The sequence below is a fragment of the Pseudophaeobacter sp. TrK17 genome (assembly GCF_042192375.1).
GTDB lineage: Bacteria > Pseudomonadota > Alphaproteobacteria > Rhodobacterales > Rhodobacteraceae > Pseudophaeobacter.
This window is the reverse complement of the sequence record NZ_CP071700.1, coordinates 2,149,965-2,170,187: the sequence shown is the minus strand read 5'-3', so window position 1 is coordinate 2,170,187 and position 20,223 is coordinate 2,149,965. Positions and strand designations below refer to the sequence as shown.

The 20,223-nt window shown below is 57.3% G+C and carries 22 protein-coding genes; 14 read left to right on the top strand and 8 right to left on the bottom strand.

What is annotated here, in order from left to right:
* Positions 1-48 precede the first annotated feature (48 nt).
* The 6 genes from JZI28_RS10135 (at position 49) to JZI28_RS10110 (ending at position 6,974) form a co-directional block, all read left to right on the top strand.
* Entirely contained in the window at positions 49-774 is a 726-nt protein-coding gene (locus JZI28_RS10135) for a lysozyme (protein ID WP_375700056.1), read from the top strand.
* The gene (locus JZI28_RS10130; RefSeq protein WP_375700055.1) at positions 771-1,106 is read left to right on the top strand and encodes a hypothetical protein; all 336 of its coding nucleotides are present in this window, start codon (positions 771-773) and stop codon (positions 1,104-1,106) included. The genes JZI28_RS10135 and JZI28_RS10130 overlap by 4 nt, the downstream gene beginning before the upstream one ends.
* Positions 1,045-1,299, top strand: coding sequence for a hypothetical protein (locus tag JZI28_RS10125; protein ID WP_375700054.1), 255 nt, complete (start codon positions 1,045-1,047; stop codon positions 1,297-1,299). Before JZI28_RS10130 ends, JZI28_RS10125 begins: the two co-directional genes overlap by 62 nt.
* 388 nt (positions 1,300-1,687) lie before the next feature.
* Positions 1,688-2,806, top strand: a complete 1,119-nt coding sequence (locus JZI28_RS10120) for a porin (RefSeq protein WP_375700053.1) — start codon at positions 1,688-1,690, stop codon at positions 2,804-2,806.
* A 230-nt stretch (positions 2,807-3,036) separates the two neighbouring features.
* Complete coding sequence (tig, locus tag JZI28_RS10115; RefSeq protein WP_375700052.1) at positions 3,037-4,368, top strand: trigger factor; 1,332 nt, start codon at positions 3,037-3,039, stop codon at positions 4,366-4,368.
* A 272-nt stretch (positions 4,369-4,640) separates the two neighbouring features.
* Positions 4,641-6,974 carry a CHASE3 domain-containing protein gene (locus JZI28_RS10110; protein ID WP_375700051.1) on the top strand — a complete coding sequence of 778 codons (2,334 nt, stop codon included), beginning with the start codon at positions 4,641-4,643 and terminating at the stop codon, positions 6,972-6,974.
* 114 nt (positions 6,975-7,088) lie between these two features.
* On the opposite strand, the gene JZI28_RS10105 is transcribed toward JZI28_RS10110, so the two are convergent.
* The 3 genes from JZI28_RS10105 to JZI28_RS10095 form a co-directional block, all read right to left on the bottom strand.
* Positions 7,089-9,047: a bifunctional 2',3'-cyclic-nucleotide 2'-phosphodiesterase/3'-nucleotidase gene (locus JZI28_RS10105; protein WP_375700050.1), complete on the bottom strand. Its 1,959-nt coding sequence runs from the start codon at positions 9,045-9,047 to the stop codon at positions 7,089-7,091.
* Positions 9,048-9,168: 121 nt separating this feature from the next.
* Positions 9,169-9,660, bottom strand: coding sequence for a transglycosylase SLT domain-containing protein (locus tag JZI28_RS10100; protein WP_375700049.1), 492 nt, complete (start codon positions 9,658-9,660; stop codon positions 9,169-9,171).
* Positions 9,661-9,789: 129 nt separating this feature from the next.
* Positions 9,790-10,173, bottom strand: coding sequence for a glycine zipper family protein (locus JZI28_RS10095; RefSeq protein ID WP_375700048.1), 384 nt, complete (start codon positions 10,171-10,173; stop codon positions 9,790-9,792).
* A gap of 198 nt (positions 10,174-10,371) precedes the next feature.
* Between JZI28_RS10095 and JZI28_RS10090 the strand changes: the two genes are divergently transcribed.
* Both JZI28_RS10090 and JZI28_RS10085 read left to right on the top strand, forming a co-directional pair.
* Complete coding sequence (locus tag JZI28_RS10090; protein ID WP_375700047.1) at positions 10,372-10,881, top strand: hypothetical protein; 510 nt, start codon at positions 10,372-10,374, stop codon at positions 10,879-10,881.
* A 10-nt stretch (positions 10,882-10,891) separates the two neighbouring features.
* Positions 10,892-11,107, top strand: coding sequence for a helix-turn-helix domain-containing protein (locus JZI28_RS10085; RefSeq protein WP_375700046.1), 216 nt, complete (start codon positions 10,892-10,894; stop codon positions 11,105-11,107).
* A gap of 53 nt (positions 11,108-11,160) precedes the next feature.
* Here the strand turns inward: JZI28_RS10085 and JZI28_RS10080 are convergent, their stop codons facing one another.
* The 4 genes from JZI28_RS10080 to rpsF all read right to left on the bottom strand — a co-directional run bounded on the left by JZI28_RS10080 (position 11,161) and on the right by rpsF (position 12,908).
* The gene (locus JZI28_RS10080; RefSeq protein ID WP_375700045.1) at positions 11,161-11,529 is read right to left on the bottom strand and encodes a hypothetical protein; all 369 of its coding nucleotides are present in this window, start codon (positions 11,527-11,529) and stop codon (positions 11,161-11,163) included.
* 136 nt (positions 11,530-11,665) lie between these two features.
* Positions 11,666-12,286, bottom strand: a complete 621-nt coding sequence (gene rplI, locus JZI28_RS10075; RefSeq protein ID WP_375700044.1) for a 50S ribosomal protein L9 — start codon at positions 12,284-12,286, stop codon at positions 11,666-11,668.
* A 13-nt stretch (positions 12,287-12,299) separates the two neighbouring features.
* The gene (gene rpsR / locus JZI28_RS10070) at positions 12,300-12,527 is read right to left on the bottom strand and encodes a 30S ribosomal protein S18 (protein ID WP_005982441.1); all 228 of its coding nucleotides are present in this window, start codon (positions 12,525-12,527) and stop codon (positions 12,300-12,302) included.
* 27 nt (positions 12,528-12,554) lie between these two features.
* On the bottom strand, positions 12,555-12,908 hold the full coding sequence (gene rpsF / locus JZI28_RS10065) for a 30S ribosomal protein S6 (RefSeq protein WP_295451411.1): 354 nt from the start codon (positions 12,906-12,908) through the stop codon (positions 12,555-12,557).
* Between the two features lie 361 nt (positions 12,909-13,269).
* On the opposite strand from rpsF, the gene JZI28_RS10060 reads away from it, so the two are divergent.
* Positions 13,270-13,821 (top strand): hypothetical protein, encoded by a 552-nt coding sequence (locus tag JZI28_RS10060; RefSeq protein WP_375700043.1) that lies wholly within the window; start codon positions 13,270-13,272, stop codon positions 13,819-13,821.
* A 211-nt stretch (positions 13,822-14,032) separates the two neighbouring features.
* Positions 14,033-14,608: a YceI family protein gene (locus tag JZI28_RS10055; protein ID WP_295451415.1), complete on the top strand. Its 576-nt coding sequence runs from the start codon at positions 14,033-14,035 to the stop codon at positions 14,606-14,608.
* Positions 14,609-15,216: 608 nt separating this feature from the next.
* Here JZI28_RS10055 and JZI28_RS10050 read toward each other — a convergent pair.
* On the bottom strand, positions 15,217-16,485 hold the full coding sequence (locus tag JZI28_RS10050; protein ID WP_375700042.1) for a cytochrome b/b6 domain-containing protein: 1,269 nt from the start codon (positions 16,483-16,485) through the stop codon (positions 15,217-15,219).
* 286 nt (positions 16,486-16,771) lie between these two features.
* Between JZI28_RS10050 and fabD the strand changes: the two genes are divergently transcribed.
* The 4 genes from fabD (at position 16,772) to JZI28_RS10030 (ending at position 20,069) form a co-directional block, all read left to right on the top strand.
* Positions 16,772-17,707 carry an ACP S-malonyltransferase gene (gene fabD, locus JZI28_RS10045; protein WP_375700041.1) on the top strand — a complete coding sequence of 312 codons (936 nt, stop codon included), beginning with the start codon at positions 16,772-16,774 and terminating at the stop codon, positions 17,705-17,707.
* A 79-nt stretch (positions 17,708-17,786) separates the two neighbouring features.
* A complete protein-coding gene (gene fabG / locus JZI28_RS10040) occupies positions 17,787-18,524 on the top strand; it encodes a 3-oxoacyl-[acyl-carrier-protein] reductase (RefSeq protein WP_295451423.1) in 738 nt (245 codons plus the stop codon).
* Positions 18,525-18,934: 410 nt separating this feature from the next.
* The gene (locus JZI28_RS10035; protein WP_009808171.1) at positions 18,935-19,168 is read left to right on the top strand and encodes an acyl carrier protein; all 234 of its coding nucleotides are present in this window, start codon (positions 18,935-18,937) and stop codon (positions 19,166-19,168) included.
* A 157-nt stretch (positions 19,169-19,325) separates the two neighbouring features.
* Positions 19,326-20,069, top strand: a complete 744-nt coding sequence (locus tag JZI28_RS10030; protein WP_375700040.1) for a HisA/HisF-related TIM barrel protein — start codon at positions 19,326-19,328, stop codon at positions 20,067-20,069.
* The last annotated feature ends 154 nt before the right edge of the window (positions 20,070-20,223 follow it).

The following is a 20,223-nucleotide window of genomic DNA, read 5'->3' as shown; positions in this document are numbered from 1 at the left end:
TCCCTAAAGTGTCCGGTCACTGACCTGGATTTTTCTTGGAGGAAACGGATGAAGCTCATTTTCAATTGGCGAGCTGTGCTCACCAGAGCTGCGAGCGTCTGGTTTATTCTGGCTGGTCTGCTGGCGCTCATTGGGTTTTTCTTTGCCACACTCAGCCCGGACATGACCCGTTGGTCGCCTGTCTACTTTGCGGTGGCCTCGGCGGTGTTTCAGACCTTGGCGATTCCGGCGCGGATTGTGTTTCAGGCGGGGCTTGCGGATCTGGGAGAGTTTCGCCGCAGTCAGGCGGGGGCGATGCGGAACCGCAGTTTGGGGATCATCGCCGGCAGCGGTATTGCGCTTTCCACTGCCCTTGCCTTTATCGGCGGTTGGGAAGGGCTGCGCCAGGAGGCCTACCGCGATGTGGTTGGTGTCTGGACCGTCTGTTACGGCAAAACCCAGCAGGTGGCGCCTGGCGACCGCTACAGCAAGGCGGAATGCGACCAGTTGCTGGCGGCTGAAATTCTGTCCTATGAGGCCGCGTTGGATCGCTGTCTTAAGGTGACAGTGCCGCTGGGTATGAAGATTGCCCTGGTGTCCTGGACCTACAATGTGGGGGCCAGGGCGGCTTGCCAATCAACCTTGCTCCGGCTTGCAAATGCAGGGGACCTGGAGGGGGCCTGCAATGAGTTGCCGCGCTGGAACCGGGCAGGTGGCAAGGTCTGGCGTGGCCTGACCCGGCGCCGGTTTTCGGAAATGGAAATGTGCCATGCAGCTCTGAAAGACGCCAGATGACCCTGGTCTGGCTGCTGCGGAATCTGCCTGTTTTGGCGGTGGCACTGGGGGGCGCGGTACTGGTCCTGTTGGTCTTGCGGCTTATGCAGGAGCGAACCCGGCTGAGTGCTGAACTGGGACAGCTGCAAAGGCAGTTGTCCACGGCCCTGATTGAGCTGGACCGCGCACAAGAGGCCGCGCGCATTCACCGCGCCCATTTGGCCCGTGCCGAAGACGCGGCGCGGCGCTGGTCTGGAATTGCCAATGATCTGCAACGGATGGAGGGCCAGGATGCGCCTTTGTCACCTCTGCTTGGCCATACTGCTGAGCGCCTGTACCAAACCCGCCCCTAGGGCCATTCTCGCCCCGCATCCGGTACCGCCCGACCTGTTGCGCCCCTGTGCCGGATATCAAGGCCCGCTGCCACACACCGAAGGCGCCCTTGCCAAAGCGATCATTGCCGAAGCCCAGGGGCGGGCCTGTGCAAATGCCAGACTGGCGGCGGTGGCAGAGATCCTGTCGAAACCGGATCCAAAGGACGGTTGAAGTTTTTTTGCCTGAACCGGCTGAAATAAAGCGCAGCGCAGGCCCAAAGAAACGGGGCACCTACCGTTGTGGGAAAACAAAACGATTCCGTGATCGGCGAAAAAAAAACTGATCAATTCACAGTGCGTCTCGCTGGGCGCAATGCTGCTTTGATCTGAGTGCAGGCGCTAAGTGACATAGTTCACTTAACTGTGTTTGGCATTTGCAAAAAGTGACCGAATATATTGGCAGGAAAGCAAAATATTGCCAATTTCTGCCCCCTGGCAAAGCGAAATTAATTTCAAGACTGCGCGCCAAAAAAACTGATTGTTATATGTCAGGCGAGGAACGGATCCCTGGGATGGGGGGAGTACGGGCCACATACGTTCAACCAGGAGACTCTAGATCCATGAGCACCAAATTCGTATTGCGCAGCAGCGCGGCTGTCGCCGCAGCTTTGCTCGCAGCCCCGGCATTTGCGGGCCCCACCTACACCAATGACAACGGCGGCAGCTTCCGCTGGTATGGTCAGTTTAACCCATCCTTCCAGTCTTTCGACGATGGCGTCGAAGAGTACAACCGCCTGTCTGACAACTCATCGTCGAACTCGCGGATCGGTTTCTGGGTTGAACAAGCCTTTGGCGAGAACACCCTGAAGTTCCGTTTCGAAACGGCCTTTGGTTTCCGCGCCTCCGATGGCACTGACCAGACCTCCAAAGGGGATGTTACCAGCTGGAGCCGCACCAACCTGCGTCACGTTGATCTGCAGTATGAGACAGCCAACTTTGGTACCTTCTCGGCTGGTCAGGGCTCGATGGCCTCTGACGGCATCACCGGTGCTGACTATTCTGGAACCGGTCTTGGCGCCAACGCATCGATCGCTGACATCGGCGGTGGCTACCTGTTCCGCGACGGCGCCGGTAACCTGACCAGCGTGTCCGTGGGCGATGTCAGTGCGACATATGACGGTCCGCGTCTGGGTCGTGTGCGCTATGACAGCACCAACTATGGCGGTTTCACCTTTTCGGCTTCCTACGGGACCGATATCTTGAAAACCAATAACGACCGTGAAACCTACGACATTGCGGTTCGCTACAACAATGATGAGCTGGGCGCCTTTGCTCTGGACGCAGGGCTTGCTGCGGCCTGGACCGAGGAAACCGGCAAACAGGACAGCCGTGACATCTCTGGCTCTGTTGCGCTTTTGCACAAAGACACAGGTATCTCCCTGGCGCTGGCTGCGGGTGAACGCGATATCGCTGGCACCTACACCTATGCCAAGCTGGGCTATTCCGCTGATCTGATCGCTGCAGGTAAAACCTCCTTCTCGGTGGACTACTATGATGGCTCCGATCAGGTAACAGCAGGCGATTCCTCTGAATCCTGGGGGATCGCTGCGGTTCAAAAAATCGACCGTTTCAACGTGGAAACCTACATTGCCTACCGCGATTACTCCTACGCGGATACTTCAGCCACCGCCTATCAGGATGCAAATGTGATCCTGGCCGGCGCGCGCTGGAAGTTCTGAAGACAGATTTTCCCCTCGGGTCTTCAGCTCGGTTTTCAAAACAACACGCACGTCCCCTTCCTGGGGGCGTGTTTTTTTGTGGGAAGATAAAAAAATTCCTAACGAATTGCACCTTTGAGAGGGGGAAACCGGCAATGGCTCTTGCACCGCGCCGCCAGTAACAATAGAAGGCCACAAATTGTCTGGGGGCGGTGCCTGCGCACGCGCTCCGAATCTCTATGGGGTATAACATGCAGGTCACCGAGACGCTGAACGAAGGTCTGAAACGCGGCTACGCCATCACGGTTACGGCGGCCGAGCTGGACGCCAAGGTCAATGAAAAGCTGGTCGAAGCCCAGCCGGAAATCGAAATGAAAGGTTTCCGCAAAGGCAAGGTGCCTATGGCGCTGCTGAAAAAGCAGTTTGGCCAGCGCATGATCGGCGAAGCCATGCAGGAAACCATCGATGGTGCCATGAACGAGCACTTCGAAAAAACCGGTGACCGTCCCGCGATGCAGCCCGACGTCAAGATGACCAATGAAGATTGGAAAGAAGGCGACGACGTTGCCGTTGATATGTCCTATGAGGCACTGCCAGAAATTCCTGAGGTCGACCTGTCTGGTGTGACCCTTGAAAAGCTGGTTGTGAAAGCCGAAGACGAAGCTGTCACCGAAGCGCTGGAAAACCTGGCTGAAAACGCCCAGGAATTCGAAGCCCGCGATGAAGCAGCGGCTTCTGAGGACGGCGACCAGGTTGTCATCGACTTCCTGGGCAAGGTTGACGGCGAAGCCTTTGAAGGCGGTGCGGCTGACGATTACCCACTGGTTCTGGGCTCCAATTCCTTCATCCCCGGCTTTGAAGAGCAGCTGGTTGGCGTCAAGGCTGGCGACGAAAAAGACGTCTCCGTGACCTTCCCCGAAGAGTATCAGGCCGAGCACCTGGCGGGCAAAGAAGCCGTGTTCTCTTGCACCATCAAAGAGGTCAAGGCGCCTAAAGCTGCCGAGATCAACGACGAGATGGCCAAGAAATTCGGCGCCGAAGACCTGGAGGCTCTGAAGGGTCAGATCCGCGAGCGTCTCGAATCTGAATATGCCGGTGCAGCCCGCGCTGTGATGAAACGCGCCACCCTGGACAAGCTGGACGAGCTGGTCTCCTTTGATCTGCCCCCATCGCTGGTCGAAGCCGAAGCCAAGCAGATCTCGCATCAGCTGTGGCACGAGGATCACCCAGAGGTCGAAGGCCACGATCACGGCGAAATCGAAACCACCGAAGAGCACACCGCCCTGGCTGAGCGTCGCGTTCGCCTCGGTCTGCTGCTGGCAGAGCTGGGCCAAAAAGCCGAGGTCGAAGTGACCGATGCGGAAATGACCCAGGCCATCATGGCACAGGCCCGTCAGTACCCAGGTCAGGAACGTCAGTTCTTTGAATTCATTCAGCAGAACGCTCAGATGCAGCAGCAGCTGCGCGCGCCTTTGTTTGAAGACAAAGTCATCGACCATCTGTTTGATCAGGCGACTGTCGCTGAAAAAGAAGTCTCCAAAGAGGAACTTCAAAAAGCTGTCGAGGCGCTGGAAGAAGAATAAACTCAATCCTTTTGAGTATTACGGGGTCGCCTTTTGGCGGCCCTTTTTTGTTTTAAAGGAATAGAACTGTTTGATGTTTCGGATTTTGGGCTCACGCTAATTTCGTAATGGAAAAATATCTTCACAACCCTTGCGGTAAATAAGACTATCGTAATTCTTTTATCCGATCGTGAATCCTATATTGATTCACACGGGATGAAACGATGGTTGGTAGTTCTGCGAAGAGATTGCGGAGATTTTCTCCTGCCAATGCGAAGACCAAAACAAAGGTCATGTCTGTGGCATTGTTTCCTTTGGCTCTCATTGCTGCAGTAGGCGCATTGGCGGTTTATGATCTGCAACGGATGGAAGAGACCTCTCATAAGGTCGATCATTCGCAACAAATTGTGGACCAGGTTGCGACCCTCAACGCAGCGGCGTTTGAGATGGAGGCAGGTCTGCGCGGCTATGAGTTGGCGGGTCAAGAACGCTATCTGGAACCCTATGAAAAAGGTTCGGCCGAGACCTTTGCCGCCCTTGAGGAACTGTCTGTATCCGTCCGTGACGATCCCGCGATGGCAGAGCGTTTGAGCGAGGCTGAAAACACACTGCGCGCCTGGCAGTCCGATGTTGCTGAACAGGCCATCAATCTGCGACGTGACATTGGCGATGCCATGACCATGAATGACATGGCCTCAGAGGTTAAGATGGCCAAGGGGACAGTGTTCTTCGACGCGTTTCGCTCTGAAATCGAACAATTCATCGAAGAGGAAGAGGTTCGTCTGGCTGATCGCCGTCAGGTTTTTATGACCATGGTTAAAACTGGCATTGCCAGCCCAGATTTCATGAACAGTTCGCTGATCGCCGTTGAACAGGCCCATTCAATTATCAGTGAGGCCAAGGATCTCTTGGCGGTTGCTGTGGATATGGAATCCAGCATGCGCGGCTATCTGTTGACCGGAGAAGAGGCTTCTCTGGAGCCGTATAACATCGGCATTGAGACCTTTGATCGCTTGGTCGCCAGCCTGACTGAGAAATCCAGTGAGAGCCTGATGCAGGAGATCCGCATCACCAAATTGGCAAAGATCATAGCGGATTGGCGTCAACAGGCGGTTGAGCCCCTGCTGGCGCTGCGCCGTGAAATTGGCGATGCCAAGACCATGGATGATATGGCTGATTTTGTAGCCGAGGGGCGCGGTGCGGCCTATTTTGCAGAGTTTTCCGAAATCATGGCTTCTTTCGAAGCAGAGGTGCTGTCCACGATGCGGGCGCGACAGGCTGAAAACGCCGAAATTTCAGCGCTGACCCAAACCATGATTCCTGCAGCGATCTTTGTTGCCATTCTGCTGGGCGGTGCCTTTGCCTTGATCGTGGGCGGCAGCCTGGCCCGCGCGGTCAATCGCATTACGGTGTCGATGAAAGGTCTGGCCGATGGGAACAACACGGTCGAGATCCAGGGGCAGGATCGTGGTGACGAGATTGGCCAGATGGCCCGGGCGCTGGATGTTTTCCGCGATGCGCTGGTCGAAATGCAGGCTCTGGAGAAGAAAAAGGCCGAAGGCCGTGATGCAGAGCTGAACCAGATGGTAGAGCACCTGAGCCGGGTGTTGTCACAGCTGTCGGATGGCAATCTTATGGTACAGATTGAGGAGCAGTTCCCAGAGGGATATGAAAAGCTGCGCGGTGATTTCAATCAGACTGTCATAACCTTAAAGAGCATCGTTGGAGACGTTATGGCCACCTCCAGCAGCATCGGTAATGGCGCCGTTGAAATCAGCCAGGCCTCGACGGACCTGTCCCATCGCACCGAGAGCCAGGCGGCAACCCTGGAAGAAACCGCGGCTGCCTTGGATGAGCTTACACAGTCGGTGAAATCCGCCGCCGAAGGGGCAAAAGCGGTCGAACAGACCATGGAGGCGGCCCGCGTCGAGGCTGAAAGCAGCGATGTTGTGGTTCAAAAAGCGGTCGCGGCGATGACCAAAATCGAAAGCTCCTCTCAAAGCATAGCGCAGATTATTTCTGTGATTGATGACATCGCCTTTCAGACCAATCTGCTGGCGCTGAATGCCGGGGTGGAAGCCGCCCGTGCTGGTGAGGCGGGGCGTGGGTTTGCCGTGGTGGCGAGCGAAGTACGTGCCTTGGCTCAGCGGTCTTCGGCTGCAGCGATGGAAATCAAAACGCTTATAGAAGACAGCGGAAAACAGGTCGGTGAGGGCGTGGATCTGGTGGGGCAGGCGGGCGACGCGCTGCAAACCATCGTGAAACAGGTGAGCCGGATCTCGACACAGGTTTCCGATATTGCCGAAGGTGCCGTCGAACAGTCCACAGGGCTTAACGAGATCAATACTGGCATGATTCAGCTTGATCAGGTGACGCAGCAAAATGCCGCGATGGTGGAAGAGGCCACAGCGGCCAGTATTCTGCTCAAAACCGATGCGGGAAAACTCGCTGATTTGATGGGGAATTTTCAGATCTCGCATCAACCCCGCTCCTTGGGGGCGGACGCCAGCCCTGCGGCTGCTGCGGCAACTGCGCTGCGGGATGTTGAGCCGACAGAGAGCTGGGACAGTGTCGCCGAGGTCGCGCCGATGATGGCTGCAACCGGGACGGATGGCATCCGGGCGTAGGGGGGTCGCTGATATCCAGGATTGCACCTGATAAATAATAAGGGCCCGCCAGATCTGCGGGCCCTTTTCTATTTTGTTTACTGGCGGGGTCAGCCGCCCGGACGGTCGCCCCTATTAGAGGTCAATGCGGAAGCGGGCAAAACCGTCGGGACCGTCGCCTGCGGCTGACAGGGTGACACCCTGAACATCCTTGGCGTAGTCGCTTGCTTTGGGGCCGGTATCGAACAGAACACTGGTGCCGGGCAGGGGCGCAAAGCTCCAGTTGGCATCGGCGCGGGGGCTGATGGTGCCCTTCTCCACAATGTAGCGCACAATCACATCGCGGTTGGTGTCAGGCCCTTCAAAGACGATGGTGTCCCCCATAGCGCCGGGGAAATCGCCGCCGCCGCCGGCACGGTAGTTGTTGGTGGCAATGATGAACTTGGCCGCTGGGTCGATTGGCGCGCCGTTGAAGGTCAGGTTGACGATACGATTGGCTTCCGGGTTCTGCAGAACGCCCTTGCTGCTGAATTTTGACGGCTGGCTCAGGTCGATCTGGTAGCGCACCCCATCCATCACATCAAAATTGTAGCTTGGGAAGTCAGGGTTGAGCAGGATCTGGTCTGCCTTGCCCGGCTCTACCTGATTGAACATGCCGGCCGAACGCTCCAGCCAGTCCTTGACCTGGGCGCCGGTTACCAGAACCGCGCGGGCGGTGTTGGGGTAAAGATATAGGTCCGAGACATTCTTGATCGCCACATCGCCTTTTGGCACATCGGTGAAATACTCAGGCCCGCCACGGCCACCGGCCTTGAACGGTGCAGCGGCTGATAGAATTGGCAGGCCTTCGTATTTGGTGCCCTTTAGCATCTGGGCGATGTACCAGCTTTGTGCAATCGACACGATCTGCACCGAAGGGTCATCCGCAACCAGGGCAAAATAGCTATGCAGCGGCGCATCGGTTTTCCCCACCGCGCGGCGCACATAGGCCAGGGTTTCCTCGTGCTGCTGGGCGACAGAGGCCAGCACCTGTGCGTCGCTTTCCACCAGCGCGGAGATCGAGCGATCCTCATTACGTTTGGAAATGGGGCGGGCTTCAGCGGCATGGCCGACAACGCGCCAGCCACCTGCGTCGCGTTCCAGCATCAAATCAATCAGCCCCAAGTGGCTGCCCCAATAGCCGCCCATGGTGGCGGGTTTGCCCTGCAGGGTGCCTTTGGCCACGTCGATACCATCCAGCCCGTCATATTTGGAGGAGGGAAACACCAGGTGGCTATGGCCAGTCATGATGGCGTCAATGCCGTCCACACCGGCCAGTACCAATGAGGCATTCTCCATGCCATCAGTTTCCTGCCCCCCGCCAATGCCAGAGTGGGACAGCGCGATGATGATATCGGCGCCTTTCTCCTTCATTTCCGGCACATAGGCACGGGCGGCCTGCAGGATATCACGGGCCTGGACGCTTCCCTCCAGATGGCGGCGATCCCAGTTCATCACCTGCGGCGGCACAAAGCCAATGAGGCCAATTTTGATCGCATGTTTAACGCCGGCACCATCGGTCAGTTCGCGGTCCATCAGCACATAGGGGGGCAGCAGGGTTTTATCGTCACGCGGGCCAGCCCCGGTTTCTTTGGCGATATTGGCGCAGACCACCGGGAACTGCGCCCCCGCAAGGGATTTCATCAGGAAATCAAGGCCATAGTTGAACTCGTGATTGCCCAGCGTCGAGGCGTCAAAGCCCACGGTATTCATTGCGGCAATCACTGGATGCAGATCTCCTTCGCGCATTCCGCGTTCATAGGCGATGTAGTCCCCCATCGGGTTGCCCTGCAAGAAATCGCCATTGTCCAGCAACAGCGCATTGGTGGCCTCTGCCCGGATGTCATTGACGATCGAGGCGGTGCGGGCCAGCCCTACCGTATCGCGTGGTTTGTCGGCGTAATAATCATACGGAAAGACATGCACATGCAGGTCGGTGGTTTCCATCAATCGCAGATGCACCTGGTTCGAGGCGGCCTGCAGAGAAAACGGGTGCAGCGCGATGAAGCCGGCGCTGCCAGCGAGAAAAGACCGGCGGTCAAGTGAGATCGGCATGAAGAAACTCCCAGTGTCAGTTTGCAGCCTAGCTATCCGGTAACGATAACAACAAAATGACAGGAGTCCCGGCGAATTTGAGCCACAGTACCGACCAAAGCTTGTTGAACTGGGAGGCGGGTTATTTCACCAATCCGGTCTCTTTCAACATGCCGCGCCGTTTGGCCTCGTAGTAGTAGCCGCGCGAATAGTGTTTGACCGCAGTATCAAAACTGCCATCCGACAAGAGCCAGGCGCCGCGCAGGTATTTCACTGAAAACTCAAGGTTTGTATCCGCATCCAGCAAGTCCTTCGGCGCGCCGGAAAACCCCATGGAACGTGCGGTGGCCGGCAGGATCTGCAACAGGCCATAGTAGGGGCGGTTGATGGCCTTGGGGCGATGGGTGCTTTCGCGGATTGCCAGGCGATGTACCAGGGCGCGCGGAACCTCATAGTGGTCTGCCCAATGGTTGATGCTTTGCCGCAGTTGCGGTGTTTCATTGGGGTAAAGCGGCGGGGTGATTTGGGTTTCTGCCCCACTTGGTTTGACCGGGCTGCAGGCTGTAGATGCCAGCGGCACGGCCAAGCTCAGCAAAAGAACCATAGTTTTGCCGCTGTTTCTGAATGTCATCATGCAGAGAAATCCACCAGTTGGAATGAAGTGTCGGGGGGGGCATTTGGGCATCCTAGGCATTCCATTGGGAAAGGAAAGAAAGCCCCGCCTGGATCGGCGGGAACTTACTCATTCAGATACGGAGCGGGGTTAGCCGATAACGGGATGGTCCCGGTTCTGCATGCAGCGAATGATCATCTCGCGTTGCTTTTCTTCCTTGTCCATTGTGCCTTCTGCGGCGCCGATCAGCCCGCCAATGGCGGCTCCGGCAATGGCATCCTCGTGGGATTCCCCGGCGCCGGTTGCGGCGCCAATCAAAGCGCCGATCATGGCCCCTTCTGATGTCAGCTCATTGTCGTATCGCATCGCGATTTGGCGGCACTCCACCAGATCACTGTTGTAGCTGGCTGAGATCGGGCCACTGGTGCGCAGCGGTTGCGCGGCCGGCGACAGGCCGCAGGCGCTCACGCCTAGGCCCAGGGCGGTGACGGCGGCGGTCAGGATCAGTTTTGGGGTCACAAATTTGTCGGTCATTACCAGAGTCCTTGTTTGAAATTCAGCAGCAGGTTGCCTGCTGTTGCGATCGGCCTGGAACATAGGAGGGAATTTTTAATCTGCAACAAAATTTTACTGTAAAACGATAAAAGATACCAGTTAAACAAAAAACTCTTGCCATCGACTGTGTCGGCTGCGATGACCGCAAGACAGGACGGAGATTGGAAGGGAAAGCCGATGGCCTTGGTCGCACGAATATTGATGGGGGTGACCAGCGTTCTGATGGTGGCCTATATGGTGCTGATCTGTAGCCTGGTGATGATCGGAAACTATGACGAGATCTGGGAGCTGGCAGATTTCCCGCCGCAGGATTTTGCCCCGTCGTCGATTGGCATCGCTCTGGGATTGTTTTTTGCTGTCGTTGTGGTCGGCGGACTGCTGATGACCTTTTGGCAATCACATCTGTTGCTGAAACTGGGACGCACGCATCTGTTTCGCGCCTTGGCGCACCGGCTGCGTCTTTGCGGTGTTGGTCTGACCCTGATGTGGGTGGGGCTCTATGCCTTTATGAACCTGGTGCCGCTGACCCTGTCGATGGGACGTGTCGCACCTGATCTTATGGACATTGAATGGTCCCCGTTTGAGATCGAAACAGTGTTTCTGGTTCTTGCGGTGGTGATGGTTGCCTTGTCAGAGACCTTGACACGCGCGGCAGAGATTGAAGACGAAAACAACCAGTTCCTATAAGGGGATAGGCATGCCGATCCGTGTGAACCTTGATATGATGCTGGTCCGTCGCAAAGTGAAATCCCGGGAACTGGCCGCCGCGGTTGGCATCACCGAGGCCAATCTGTCCCTGCTCAAATCCGGCAAGGTCAAGGGCGTGCGCTTTGCAACGCTGGATGCGATCTGCCAGTTTCTGGAGTGCCAGCCCGGCGACATTCTGGAATATCTGCCGGAAGAGGACGGGTAAAGCTACCGACCGCTGAGAGCCAGCGCCAGGCCGGAAAGCCAGCCCAGGGGAGGCTAGCCCGTTACGGGATGACCGCGCTGCTGCATACATCGAACCAGGTAGTTGCGCTGCGCCTGCTTGACTTCTGCATCGCCAATCGCAGCTCCAACGGCCGCCCCGACGACGGCACCTGCCAGTGCCTTGTCGTGGCCTTCAAGCGCACCGCCCAGAGCGCCACCTGTTCCGACGATGGCTGCGGTCTTGCCGATATGGCCCTGGCCAACTCGGCGCGCTTCGGCGCGGCACTGGGTCTCATCATTTGCATACCCACTTGGCAGAGCGCCGCTGACCTGCAGCGGAGCCTCCAGCGGAACGGTGTCGCAGGCGGAGACTGCCAGGACAAGAAAACCACCACAAAGACCAGTCCAAATTCGGCTATTCATCTGTTTGCTCCCTGAAAATCCAAAGGTGACACAGCCCCAGCGTAGGGCGGAGCAGTGGATTGAGCCAGTCCAAAAACAAAAAGGCCACACCGCAGGGGCATGGCCTTTTCTAATTGATGTCTGATCAAAGAGCTGATCAGGTCGCAGACTCTTCGTCAGCGGCCGCTGCGGGGGCATCGCCCTCGTCATCGTCGTCAGATGCGGCAGAACCGATATCGTCAAACAGTTCAGAGATTTCGAATTCAGCAGCAGCTTCCTCTTCGGCAGCGAGCTCCTGGATCGATTTACCAGAGGCCTGCAGCTCAGCTTCTTCGGCCGAACGGGCTACGTTCAGTTTGATCTGAGCTTCGACTTCTGGGTGCAGTTTGACCAAAACGGTGTGCAGGCCGAGGTCTTTGATCGGGTCGAGCAGAACAACCTGCTTTTTGTCGACCGAGAACCCGGCTTCGCTGGCGGCATCGGCGGCGTCACGAGTGGTGACAGAGCCATAAAGCGAACCGGCATCCGAAGCGGAGCGAATCACGACGAACTGCTGACCGTCCAGCTTTTCAGCCAGAGCGGCGGCTTCTGCCTTGGTTTCCAGATTGCGTGCTTCCAGCTGCGCTTTCTGTTCTTCAAAGGCGGCCAGGTTGGCTTCCGATGCGACCTTGGCTTTCGCCTGGGGCAGCAGGAAGTTGCGGGCAAACCCGGGTTTGACGTCTACGACGTCGCCCATCTGGCCCAGCTTGGCCACACGTTCAAGAAGGATAACTTGCATTGCTCAGGTCTCCTTACTTAACAGCATAGGGCAGCAGGGCGAGGAAGCGGGCGCGCTTGATAGCACGGGCCAGTTCACGCTGCTTCTTTGCCGAAACGGCGGTGATACGCGAAGGTACGATCTTGCCACGCTCAGAGATGTAGCGCTGCAGAAGACGGGTGTCTTTGTAATCGATCTTTGGCGCGTTGTCGCCCGAGAAGGGGCAGACTTTACGACGGCGGAAAAATGGTTTGGCTGCCATGGTTTAGCGTCCTTTTCTCAAGCTAGATCAGCGGCGCTCGCGACGGGTGTCGCGTTCGTCACGTTTCTGCATCTGGACCGAAGGTCCTTCGGCGTGCTCGTCGACCTTGATGGTCAGAACGCGCATCACGTCATCATGCAGGCGCATCAGGCGTTCCATTTCCTGAACAGCCGCTGCAGGTGCATCGGTGCGCAGGAAGGCATAGTGGCCCTTGCGGTTTTTGTTGATCTTGTAGGCCATCGTTTTGACGCCCCAGTATTCACTGTCAACGAGCTTACCTTCGTTGTCAGCCAATACGGCACCAAAATGTTCGACGAGACCTTCAGCTTGCGAGTTGGACAGATCCTGACGCGCAATCATAACATGCTCATAGAGGGGCATGCGAACTCCAGTTTGTTTCAAGGCGCATTTCATAGACCGGGCGGTTGAGCCTTCCGCTGCCCTGTCACGAGAGTCTGCGCGGATCGAATGTGTCGCGGAAGGATGGCCTCATATAGCTGCTTTGACGCAAAGAGCAAGGTGAAATAGGTCACAAAGACATCTCAGGCGGGCAACATCAGCTGCCGCGGCAATTGCAGGGCTGGGTGAGATGCTATTTTACCAAATACGTCGACCAAAAGATAAGGGAAATCAACAATTCCCAGCTCTCGCCCCATTGTCGCCCCATTCCTCGCGTCAAGCTTGGTTAATAAAACGTTAATCCGCACCGGGTTGGTGACGGTTCAGCAGATTGAGGCATATAATGAGCATTTCCAGCCAGGCCCCGCTGCCCTATGGGCACCAGTACCGTTCCAGATTTATGGGCAACGCGCGCACCGCTGGAAACCTGGCGACGGCGATGCCACTGGTTTTGAGCTTTGAGGCAAATTGGGGAGTGCGTATCCTTATGCTGCGTGGTCTGGGACTTGCCACACTGGTCAGCGCCAGCGGGTTGTGGCTGTTTCCAAGAAATGTCGCCGATCCTGAACTGAGCCTGCTGAAGGTTGGTGTTTCGGTATTGTTTTGTGTGCTCGGCCTGGTGTTGATGACCACCCGTAACCAGACCCAGCCGCCAGAGGCCTGTTTTGATCCGGTGCGCCGTGAGTTGCGGGTGCTGCGCTGCGATGCCTATGGGCAGCCCAAAACGGTTCTGCGCCGCAGCTACGATACCATTGGAGGTGCCCGGTTGAATGACGGAGCAGTGCAATTGTTTGAAAATGACGGCAGCCTACTGATCGAGATTCCCCTGGGCAGCACGGCGGCGCGCAGCCAATTGCGCGACCAGCTGAGCGGCGCCGTGCAATTGTTCAATTGATTTGTTCACGCCTGCGTGAGCAGATATGATCCCTCCCTCCGGAAAACCTTGATAAATAAGGGGCTCTGCGTCACCGCGCAGGGCCTTTGTTCTTTTCTCAACAGATGATGTTGGAAAATGCCGGTTTCAATTTGGCCGCCCAGACCACAGGTTAAGCTCACAAGTTTTGACCACACTGAAACACCACTCTTCACCAACGGAGCGAAAACTAATGAAAAAGATCCTTGCTGCTGCAGCACTTGTCGGCCTGAGCACAACCGCAGCCTTTGCTGCCCCCGAGAAATATGTCCTGGACTCCAGCCACAGCCAGATCGTGTTCAGCTACAACCACCTCGGGTTCTCGACCGGCGTTGGGATGTTCTCGGGCTTTGAAGGCGAAATCATGTTTGACCAGGAAGACCCTGCAAACTCCAGTGTTTCCGTTTCCATGCCGCTGAACTCCATGTTGACCGGCTGGCAGGCGCGGTTTGATCACTTCATGTCCGCTGATTTCTTTGGCGCCGAGGGCGACGAGCAGATCACCTTCACCTCCAGCAAGATTGAAGTGACAGGCGACACCACAGCTCACATCACCGGCGATCTGACCCTGAATGGCGTCACCAAATCCGTGGTTCTGGACGCAACCCTGAACCAGGTTGGCGATCACCCAATGGCGGGTAAGCCCTGGGCTGGTTTTGATGCCACCACCACGCTGGTGCGGTCTGACTATGGCCTCGGCAAATTTGCGCCATATGTAGGCGATGAAGTCTCTGTGCAGATCTCTGTTGAAGCGATGAAAGCTGAGTAACAGCTGTTTTCCTTCTGAAAGCAATGACATGAAGGCGCCGCTTCCCTGAGGGAGGCGGCGTTTTTTATGTGAGAAACCCTGGTGGCACTCAAAGGCTGCTGTGGCGTCGACTGGCGATAAAGCCAGCAGGTCGTTCTGTGATATCATCCCCCTGATCCTGCAGACCAGGAGAGAGTGCGTTGAATTCGGCGGTTGAGAGTGCGAGGCCCTGTATCTGGGGTGTCCGCAACCTTTGGGTGGTGATCTTTGATATCCCACAGCACCCGCAACAGGCTGTCTTCGGGGCGCTCGTCGTTCTTCAGATAAAAGACGGCGCTTCCTTGCGCGAGGGTGCTTTGCTGCGCGAACCACTTGGCGTTTGCGACTGAGTAAACAAGCCAGAGCGGGCCAGTCCATTTGCTGGTGTGGTTTATATCATAGGAGATGCAGGCCAACATCCCGTCAGGATGGCGCCGACATGGCAGGCGGTCGAGGCGTGCCTAGCCCCCCAATCCATAAACCACTACCGATGGGCCAGGCCACGATCCGTAAAACGGAAAACCTCCCCAGGTTTCCCCGGAGAGGTTTGCTGCGTGGTGTGAGTGGTGGTTTAAGAGTGGGGCGCGGCGTTAGTTGGTCTGTTGGGCTGTGAGGGAAATATCCAGAACAACCTCAAAGCCCAGAGTGCCTGCGTCCTGGGTGCCCGCTCCGATGTCAAAATCAAGCCGGTTCACCACAGTCTGGCCCTGCATCTGAGCCGTGTCGCCATTGATTTGCAGGGTGAAGGGCAGGGTGAGGGGCTGTGTCTTGTCACGGATCGTAAGCTCTCCAACCGCTTGGTATCCGGTCTCCAGCTTTTCCAGCTGAGCCTCAAACCGGGCCTTTGGGTAGGTGGCGCTGTCAAAATAGTCCGCGCCCATGGCCTGATCTGTGACGGTCCCCAGGGTGAGTGAGGTAATGTCGATCTCAACCGCGACCTGGCCTGCGGGGCCGGGGGCATCCAGGTTATCAAAGGTGATATCTGCCTGCCAGTTGGCAAAGGAGCCGCTGACGCTGCTGCCCATTTGTTGAATGGTCAGGGCGAGTTTTCCGTCCTGCACGGTCCAGTTGCCTGTGCCGTTGCTGGCCTGGTTTTCACTTTGCGCCCCGGCCTGAGCCGCAGGGCTTGCCTCGGCGTGGCTGTGGCCATCGTGATCATGCGGTGTGCTCTGCGCCAGCATAACGCCACCGGTCAGGACCGCCGCCCAGATTACAGCTGCGATAGCTGCAGGAACTAGACTGTGCTTCTGCGCCGGCGGTGTTGGCAGATCGCCGGAGTTGGGCAACATGCGGCGCAGGGTTGCGTCGCGGTCGATCACCACATGCTTCAGCGCGCCCGCCACATGCAGGCCAAAGGTGACCATCAGTGTCTTGGTTGAAATCCAATGCAGCGCGCCAAACAGAGCTGCGGTGGCATCAGACTTAGCCACAAAAGGCAGCTCCTGGCCAAAGGGCCACCAGATAGGGGCAAACCCGGTGCTGGCGGCATGGTGGATCCAGCCGGTCAGAGGGGTCGCCACCATGGCGCCGTAAAGAACCCAGTGCACCACCTCTGCGGCCAGGGCTTCGGGTTTGTTTTCAGGGTGCAACAGCCCCGGTTTGGGCTGGGACAGCGCCCAGACTATGCGGGCCAGCCCGGTAAAGAAGGCAGCAACGCCGATGGTCTTGTGGATGGAGAACAGCAGCACGGCACGCGACAGGGTCTCGGCAGAGCCATCAAAGCTGGGGCTTTGAATGTCATGGGCCAGATCGTTGGCAATCAGGCCCATCAGAAAGGCGGAAATCAGCAGGAGCGCTGTGAGCCAATGGAAGCTCTTGGTGACGCTGCCATAGCTGGAGGTGGTGTTTTGGGCTGGCACTGGGTTGGTTCCTTGAACAGGTGCGTTGCTGTTACTTTAGTCTTGCATCAGATCCATGCAATGGGGGGCTCTGTCCACCTGCGAACAGAGTTTGTGCAACAGAGTCTGTGCATAGGGATCGCTGGCGCAGGATCCTGCGGCGCCGAGTGCCAATCTGGCCGCCACCAAGGGGCCAGTTTCGGTGGGGTGGGATCGCGGCGGAACTGGGAACTGGGGTCAGTTCTCTTGTGCGTTGGGTCGGCTGCGTCTAAACCGGGGAAAACGATAGCGAAGGAAGTGACCCTTAATGACGATCGCATTTGTATTTCCGGGGCAGGGCGCCCAGGCCATTGGAATGGGCCAGGCATTGGCAGAGACTTATCCGGCCGCAAAGGCTGTCTTTGATGAGGTTGATGCGGCGCTTGGTGAAAATCTCAGCAAATTGATCTGGGAGGGCGACATCGAGACCTTGACCCTGACCCAGAACGCCCAACCAGCCCTGATGGCGACCTCTTTGGCGGCCCTGCGGGCGCTGCAGGCCGAAGGTATTGCAATTGATCATGCGGGTTTTGTTGCCGGGCATTCGCTGGGGGAGTATTCGGCGCTGGCCGCAGCCGGTGCGATTTCCATCGCAGATACTGCGCGCCTGCTACGGACCCGGGGCGAAGCCATGCAAAGCGCCGTTCCGGTAGGCATTGGTGCCATGGCTGCCCTTCTGGGGCTGGATTTTGCCACCGTAAAAGAGGTTGCCGCCGAGGCTGCAGCCGAGGGCGAAGTGGTCCAGGCGGCCAATGACAATGACCCCACTCAGGTGGTTGTCTCCGGTCACAAGGCCGCCGTGGAACGGGCCGCAGAAATTGCCAAGGCCCGTGGCGCCAAACGCGCAGTGATGCTGCCTGTCTCGGCGCCGTTTCACTGTGCGCTGATGCAGCCCGCCGCGGATGTGATGGCAGAGGCCCTGACAGCGGTTGAAATCAAAGCCCCAGCCGTGCCGCTGATCGCCAATGTGCGCGCAGATGAAGTGAGCGACCCGGCTGAAATCCGCCAGCTGTTGGTGGAACAGGTCACCGGTTCGGTGCGCTGGCGTGAAAGCGTTCAGGCCATGGCCGCCAAAGGTGTGACAGAATTTTGGGAAATTGGCTCTGGCAAGGCCCTGTCCGGCATGATCCGCAAGATCGATCGCAGCCTGACCTGCCGCCAGTTTGGCACGCCTGAGGCGGTTGCAGCCGTCACAGAGGCCTGATCCCCACGCGCGTAAAAGCGGTGCGACCGGGGCCGAGCACGGCCCTGATGGTCCTGCACACGGAAACAAAGGAAGAGTTATGTTTGATTTGACTGGTAAGACGGCCCTGATCACCGGGGCATCGGGTGGTATTGGTGGCGACATCGCCCGCAGCCTGCATGCAGCGGGTGCGACCGTTGCGCTGTCTGGCACCCGCGAGGCCCCGCTGCAGGAACTGGCAGCTGAGCTTGGCGAGCGCGCCCATGTGCTGACCTGCAACCTGAGCGATCCAGAGGCGGTGGAGGCGCTGCCCAAACAGGCTGCCGCTGCTATGGGCAGCGTTGATATTCTGGTGAACAACGCCGGGATCACCAAAGACAATCTGTTTATGCGGATGAAAGATGAAGAGTGGCAAAGCGTGTTGGACGTGAATCTGACCTCGACCATGCGTCTGTGTCGTGGGGTGATGCGCGGTATGATGAAAGCCCGCTGGGGCCGGATCATCAACATCTCTTCGATTGTGGGCGCCACCGGTAACCCAGGGCAAGGCAACTATGCTGCCTCCAAGGCCGGGATGATCGGTATGTCGAAATCCATCGCTTATGAGGTCGCCAATCGCGGCATCACGGTGAATGCGGTAGCACCTGGGTTTATTGCCACTGCGATGACCGAAAAACTGACGGATGCGCAGAAAGACGCCATCCTGACACAGATTCCTGCCGCCCGGATGGGAGATTCGAAAGAAATCGCCGCAGCGGTGCTGTATCTGGCCAGCCCCGAGGCTGCCTATGTCACCGGAACCACCCTGCATGTGAACGGCGGCATGGCGATGCTGTAGGCGGGTTTGGCTTTGATAATTCCTGGGCTTGCTGCAAAAAACATTGCAGAATCGAGGTAATCGAAGCACAAAACACCCTAGAACTTTGTAAATATCGTATTGATTTCAACAGGGTTTTAGAAATCTTCGGTGCCGCCCCTTGTCCTTGGGGCAGGGCGGCGCCATCTGCTCGACTTGGGCGGCCAAAACCGTGCATAGACTGGAACCGCAGATGCAGCGAAACCATTTGCCTCTGCGCTGGTCTGTGCTATAGGCGGCCCATATTCGTCCTGACGTTTTCCTCGCAAGGGAAAGCGATCGGGCAGCTCTCGTTTGTGAGAGCAGAACCGCCCGCATTGGGCAAAACCATGCCACCCCAAGCGGGTAAGGGCAAAAACCGGGCAGACTGCCCTGAAGAACGAGGAAATGACATGAGCGACGTCGCAGACCGCGTAAAAAAGATCGTTGTAGAGCACCTGGGTGTTGAAGAAGAAAAAGTGACCGAAAACGCGTCCTTCATCGACGATTTGGGTGCTGACAGCCTCGACACCGTTGAGCTGGTCATGGCATTTGAAGAAGAGTTTGGCATCGAGATCCCTGATGATGCGGCCGAAACCATCCAGACATTTGGCGACGCTGTGAAGTTCATCACCGAAGCTTCCTAAGTCCCGCTCACAGTAATGTGATTATCGAAACGGCGTTTTCCACCTGGGAAGCGCCGTTTTGCGTCTCGCAGCCCTGACTGTTCTGAGGAAGGTTGCCCCTACACCGCTATGATATGTGTTATCATGCAAAGGCTGAGCAACGAGGAGGGGATTGAGGATGCAAATTTATCCAACATTGGAGCTGCTGGACGGGCACTGTGTGACCTTGGACAAGGGGCGCCTGGACGAGCCCCAAATCTGGCACGTGGATCCTATTGAAAAAGCCAGGGAATTCGCCGCCTCCGGGGCGGAGTGGATGCATCTGACTGATTTCAACGCTGTCAAAGGCGACGATCAAAACAGCGACCTGGTTAAGGAAATAATCCGCACCGCAGGTATTCCGGTGCAATTGGGCGGCGGCATGCGCAGCCGGGACAGCGTCGAAGCCTGGATCGACCAAGGCGCTGGTCGTGTTGTGGTTGGAACGCTGGCGGCGCTGGATCCTACTTTGGTGTGCGAGTTGGCCAAACAATATCCCGATCAAATTGTTCTGGCAGTGGATATCTGGCAGGGGCAGGTTATGACCGAAGGCTGGCTGAAAGCCGGCGCTTTTGAGCCGGAAACCTATATTGCTGCCTTTGGCACCGCCCCCTTTGCTGGAATCATTGTCACCGATATCGACAGCGATATGTCTGATATCGAGGCGCAATTGGGATTGATCTCAGGCTTGGCGTCTGTGGCTCACTCTCCAGTGATCGCAAGTGGCGTTGTGCGCAGTGCGGACGATATTTCCCGCCTGAACTACATCCCCAATATTGCCGGTGCCCTGGTCGGGCGGGCCCTGTTCCGCAAATCCTTGAGCTTGGAGGACGCCCTTGCGATGGCGCAGCCTCAGGGCGAGCAAGCCGCTGAATTCATTTGACCTAAAATGGAAGCCCCTGTCGTCCCCTCCCTGGGATCGAACAAGGGGCGACCAGCACAGAGGGCTGTCCTGAGCCGGATACATTTGGCTCAAGGGCAGTCGGCCCCGATTGTGATGGCAGCCGGAAACCCTGCAGTTTGGAGCGGGCTGAGTG

Excerpts from the sequence above, each read along its gene's own strand:
- JZI28_RS10090 (WP_375700047.1), top strand. The coding sequence starts at position 10,372 with ATGGCCTTGGTCGCACGAATATTGATGGGGGTGACCAGCGTTCTGATG.
- JZI28_RS10080 (WP_375700045.1), bottom strand. The coding sequence starts at position 11,529 with ATGAATAGCCGAATTTGGACTGGTCTTTGTGGTGGTTTTCTTGTCCTG.
- JZI28_RS10120 (WP_375700053.1), top strand. The coding sequence starts at position 1,688 with ATGAGCACCAAATTCGTATTGCGCAGCAGCGCGGCTGTCGCCGCAGCT.
- JZI28_RS10105 (WP_375700050.1), bottom strand. The coding sequence starts at position 9,047 with ATGCCGATCTCACTTGACCGCCGGTCTTTTCTCGCTGGCAGCGCCGGC.
- JZI28_RS10130 (WP_375700055.1), top strand. The coding sequence starts at position 771 with ATGACCCTGGTCTGGCTGCTGCGGAATCTGCCTGTTTTGGCGGTGGCA.
- JZI28_RS10030 (WP_375700040.1), top strand. The coding sequence starts at position 19,326 with ATGCAAATTTATCCAACATTGGAGCTGCTGGACGGGCACTGTGTGACC.
- JZI28_RS10035 (WP_009808171.1), top strand. The coding sequence starts at position 18,935 with ATGAGCGACGTCGCAGACCGCGTAAAAAAGATCGTTGTAGAGCACCTG.
- rpsR (WP_005982441.1), bottom strand. The coding sequence starts at position 12,527 with ATGGCAGCCAAACCATTTTTCCGCCGTCGTAAAGTCTGCCCCTTCTCG.
- fabD (WP_375700041.1), top strand. The coding sequence starts at position 16,772 with ATGACGATCGCATTTGTATTTCCGGGGCAGGGCGCCCAGGCCATTGGA.
- JZI28_RS10110 (WP_375700051.1), top strand. The coding sequence starts at position 4,641 with ATGTCTGTGGCATTGTTTCCTTTGGCTCTCATTGCTGCAGTAGGCGCA.
- JZI28_RS10135 (WP_375700056.1), top strand. The coding sequence starts at position 49 with ATGAAGCTCATTTTCAATTGGCGAGCTGTGCTCACCAGAGCTGCGAGC.
- rpsF (WP_295451411.1), bottom strand. The coding sequence starts at position 12,908 with ATGCCCCTCTATGAGCATGTTATGATTGCGCGTCAGGATCTGTCCAAC.
- JZI28_RS10095 (WP_375700048.1), bottom strand. The coding sequence starts at position 10,173 with ATGACCGACAAATTTGTGACCCCAAAACTGATCCTGACCGCCGCCGTC.
- tig (WP_375700052.1), top strand. The coding sequence starts at position 3,037 with ATGCAGGTCACCGAGACGCTGAACGAAGGTCTGAAACGCGGCTACGCC.
- rplI (WP_375700044.1), bottom strand. The coding sequence starts at position 12,286 with ATGCAAGTTATCCTTCTTGAACGTGTGGCCAAGCTGGGCCAGATGGGC.
- JZI28_RS10055 (WP_295451415.1), top strand. The coding sequence starts at position 14,033 with ATGAAAAAGATCCTTGCTGCTGCAGCACTTGTCGGCCTGAGCACAACC.
- JZI28_RS10060 (WP_375700043.1), top strand. The coding sequence starts at position 13,270 with ATGAGCATTTCCAGCCAGGCCCCGCTGCCCTATGGGCACCAGTACCGT.
- JZI28_RS10100 (WP_375700049.1), bottom strand. The coding sequence starts at position 9,660 with ATGATGACATTCAGAAACAGCGGCAAAACTATGGTTCTTTTGCTGAGC.
- fabG (WP_295451423.1), top strand. The coding sequence starts at position 17,787 with ATGTTTGATTTGACTGGTAAGACGGCCCTGATCACCGGGGCATCGGGT.
- JZI28_RS10125 (WP_375700054.1), top strand. The coding sequence starts at position 1,045 with ATGCGCCTTTGTCACCTCTGCTTGGCCATACTGCTGAGCGCCTGTACC.
- JZI28_RS10085 (WP_375700046.1), top strand. The coding sequence starts at position 10,892 with ATGCCGATCCGTGTGAACCTTGATATGATGCTGGTCCGTCGCAAAGTG.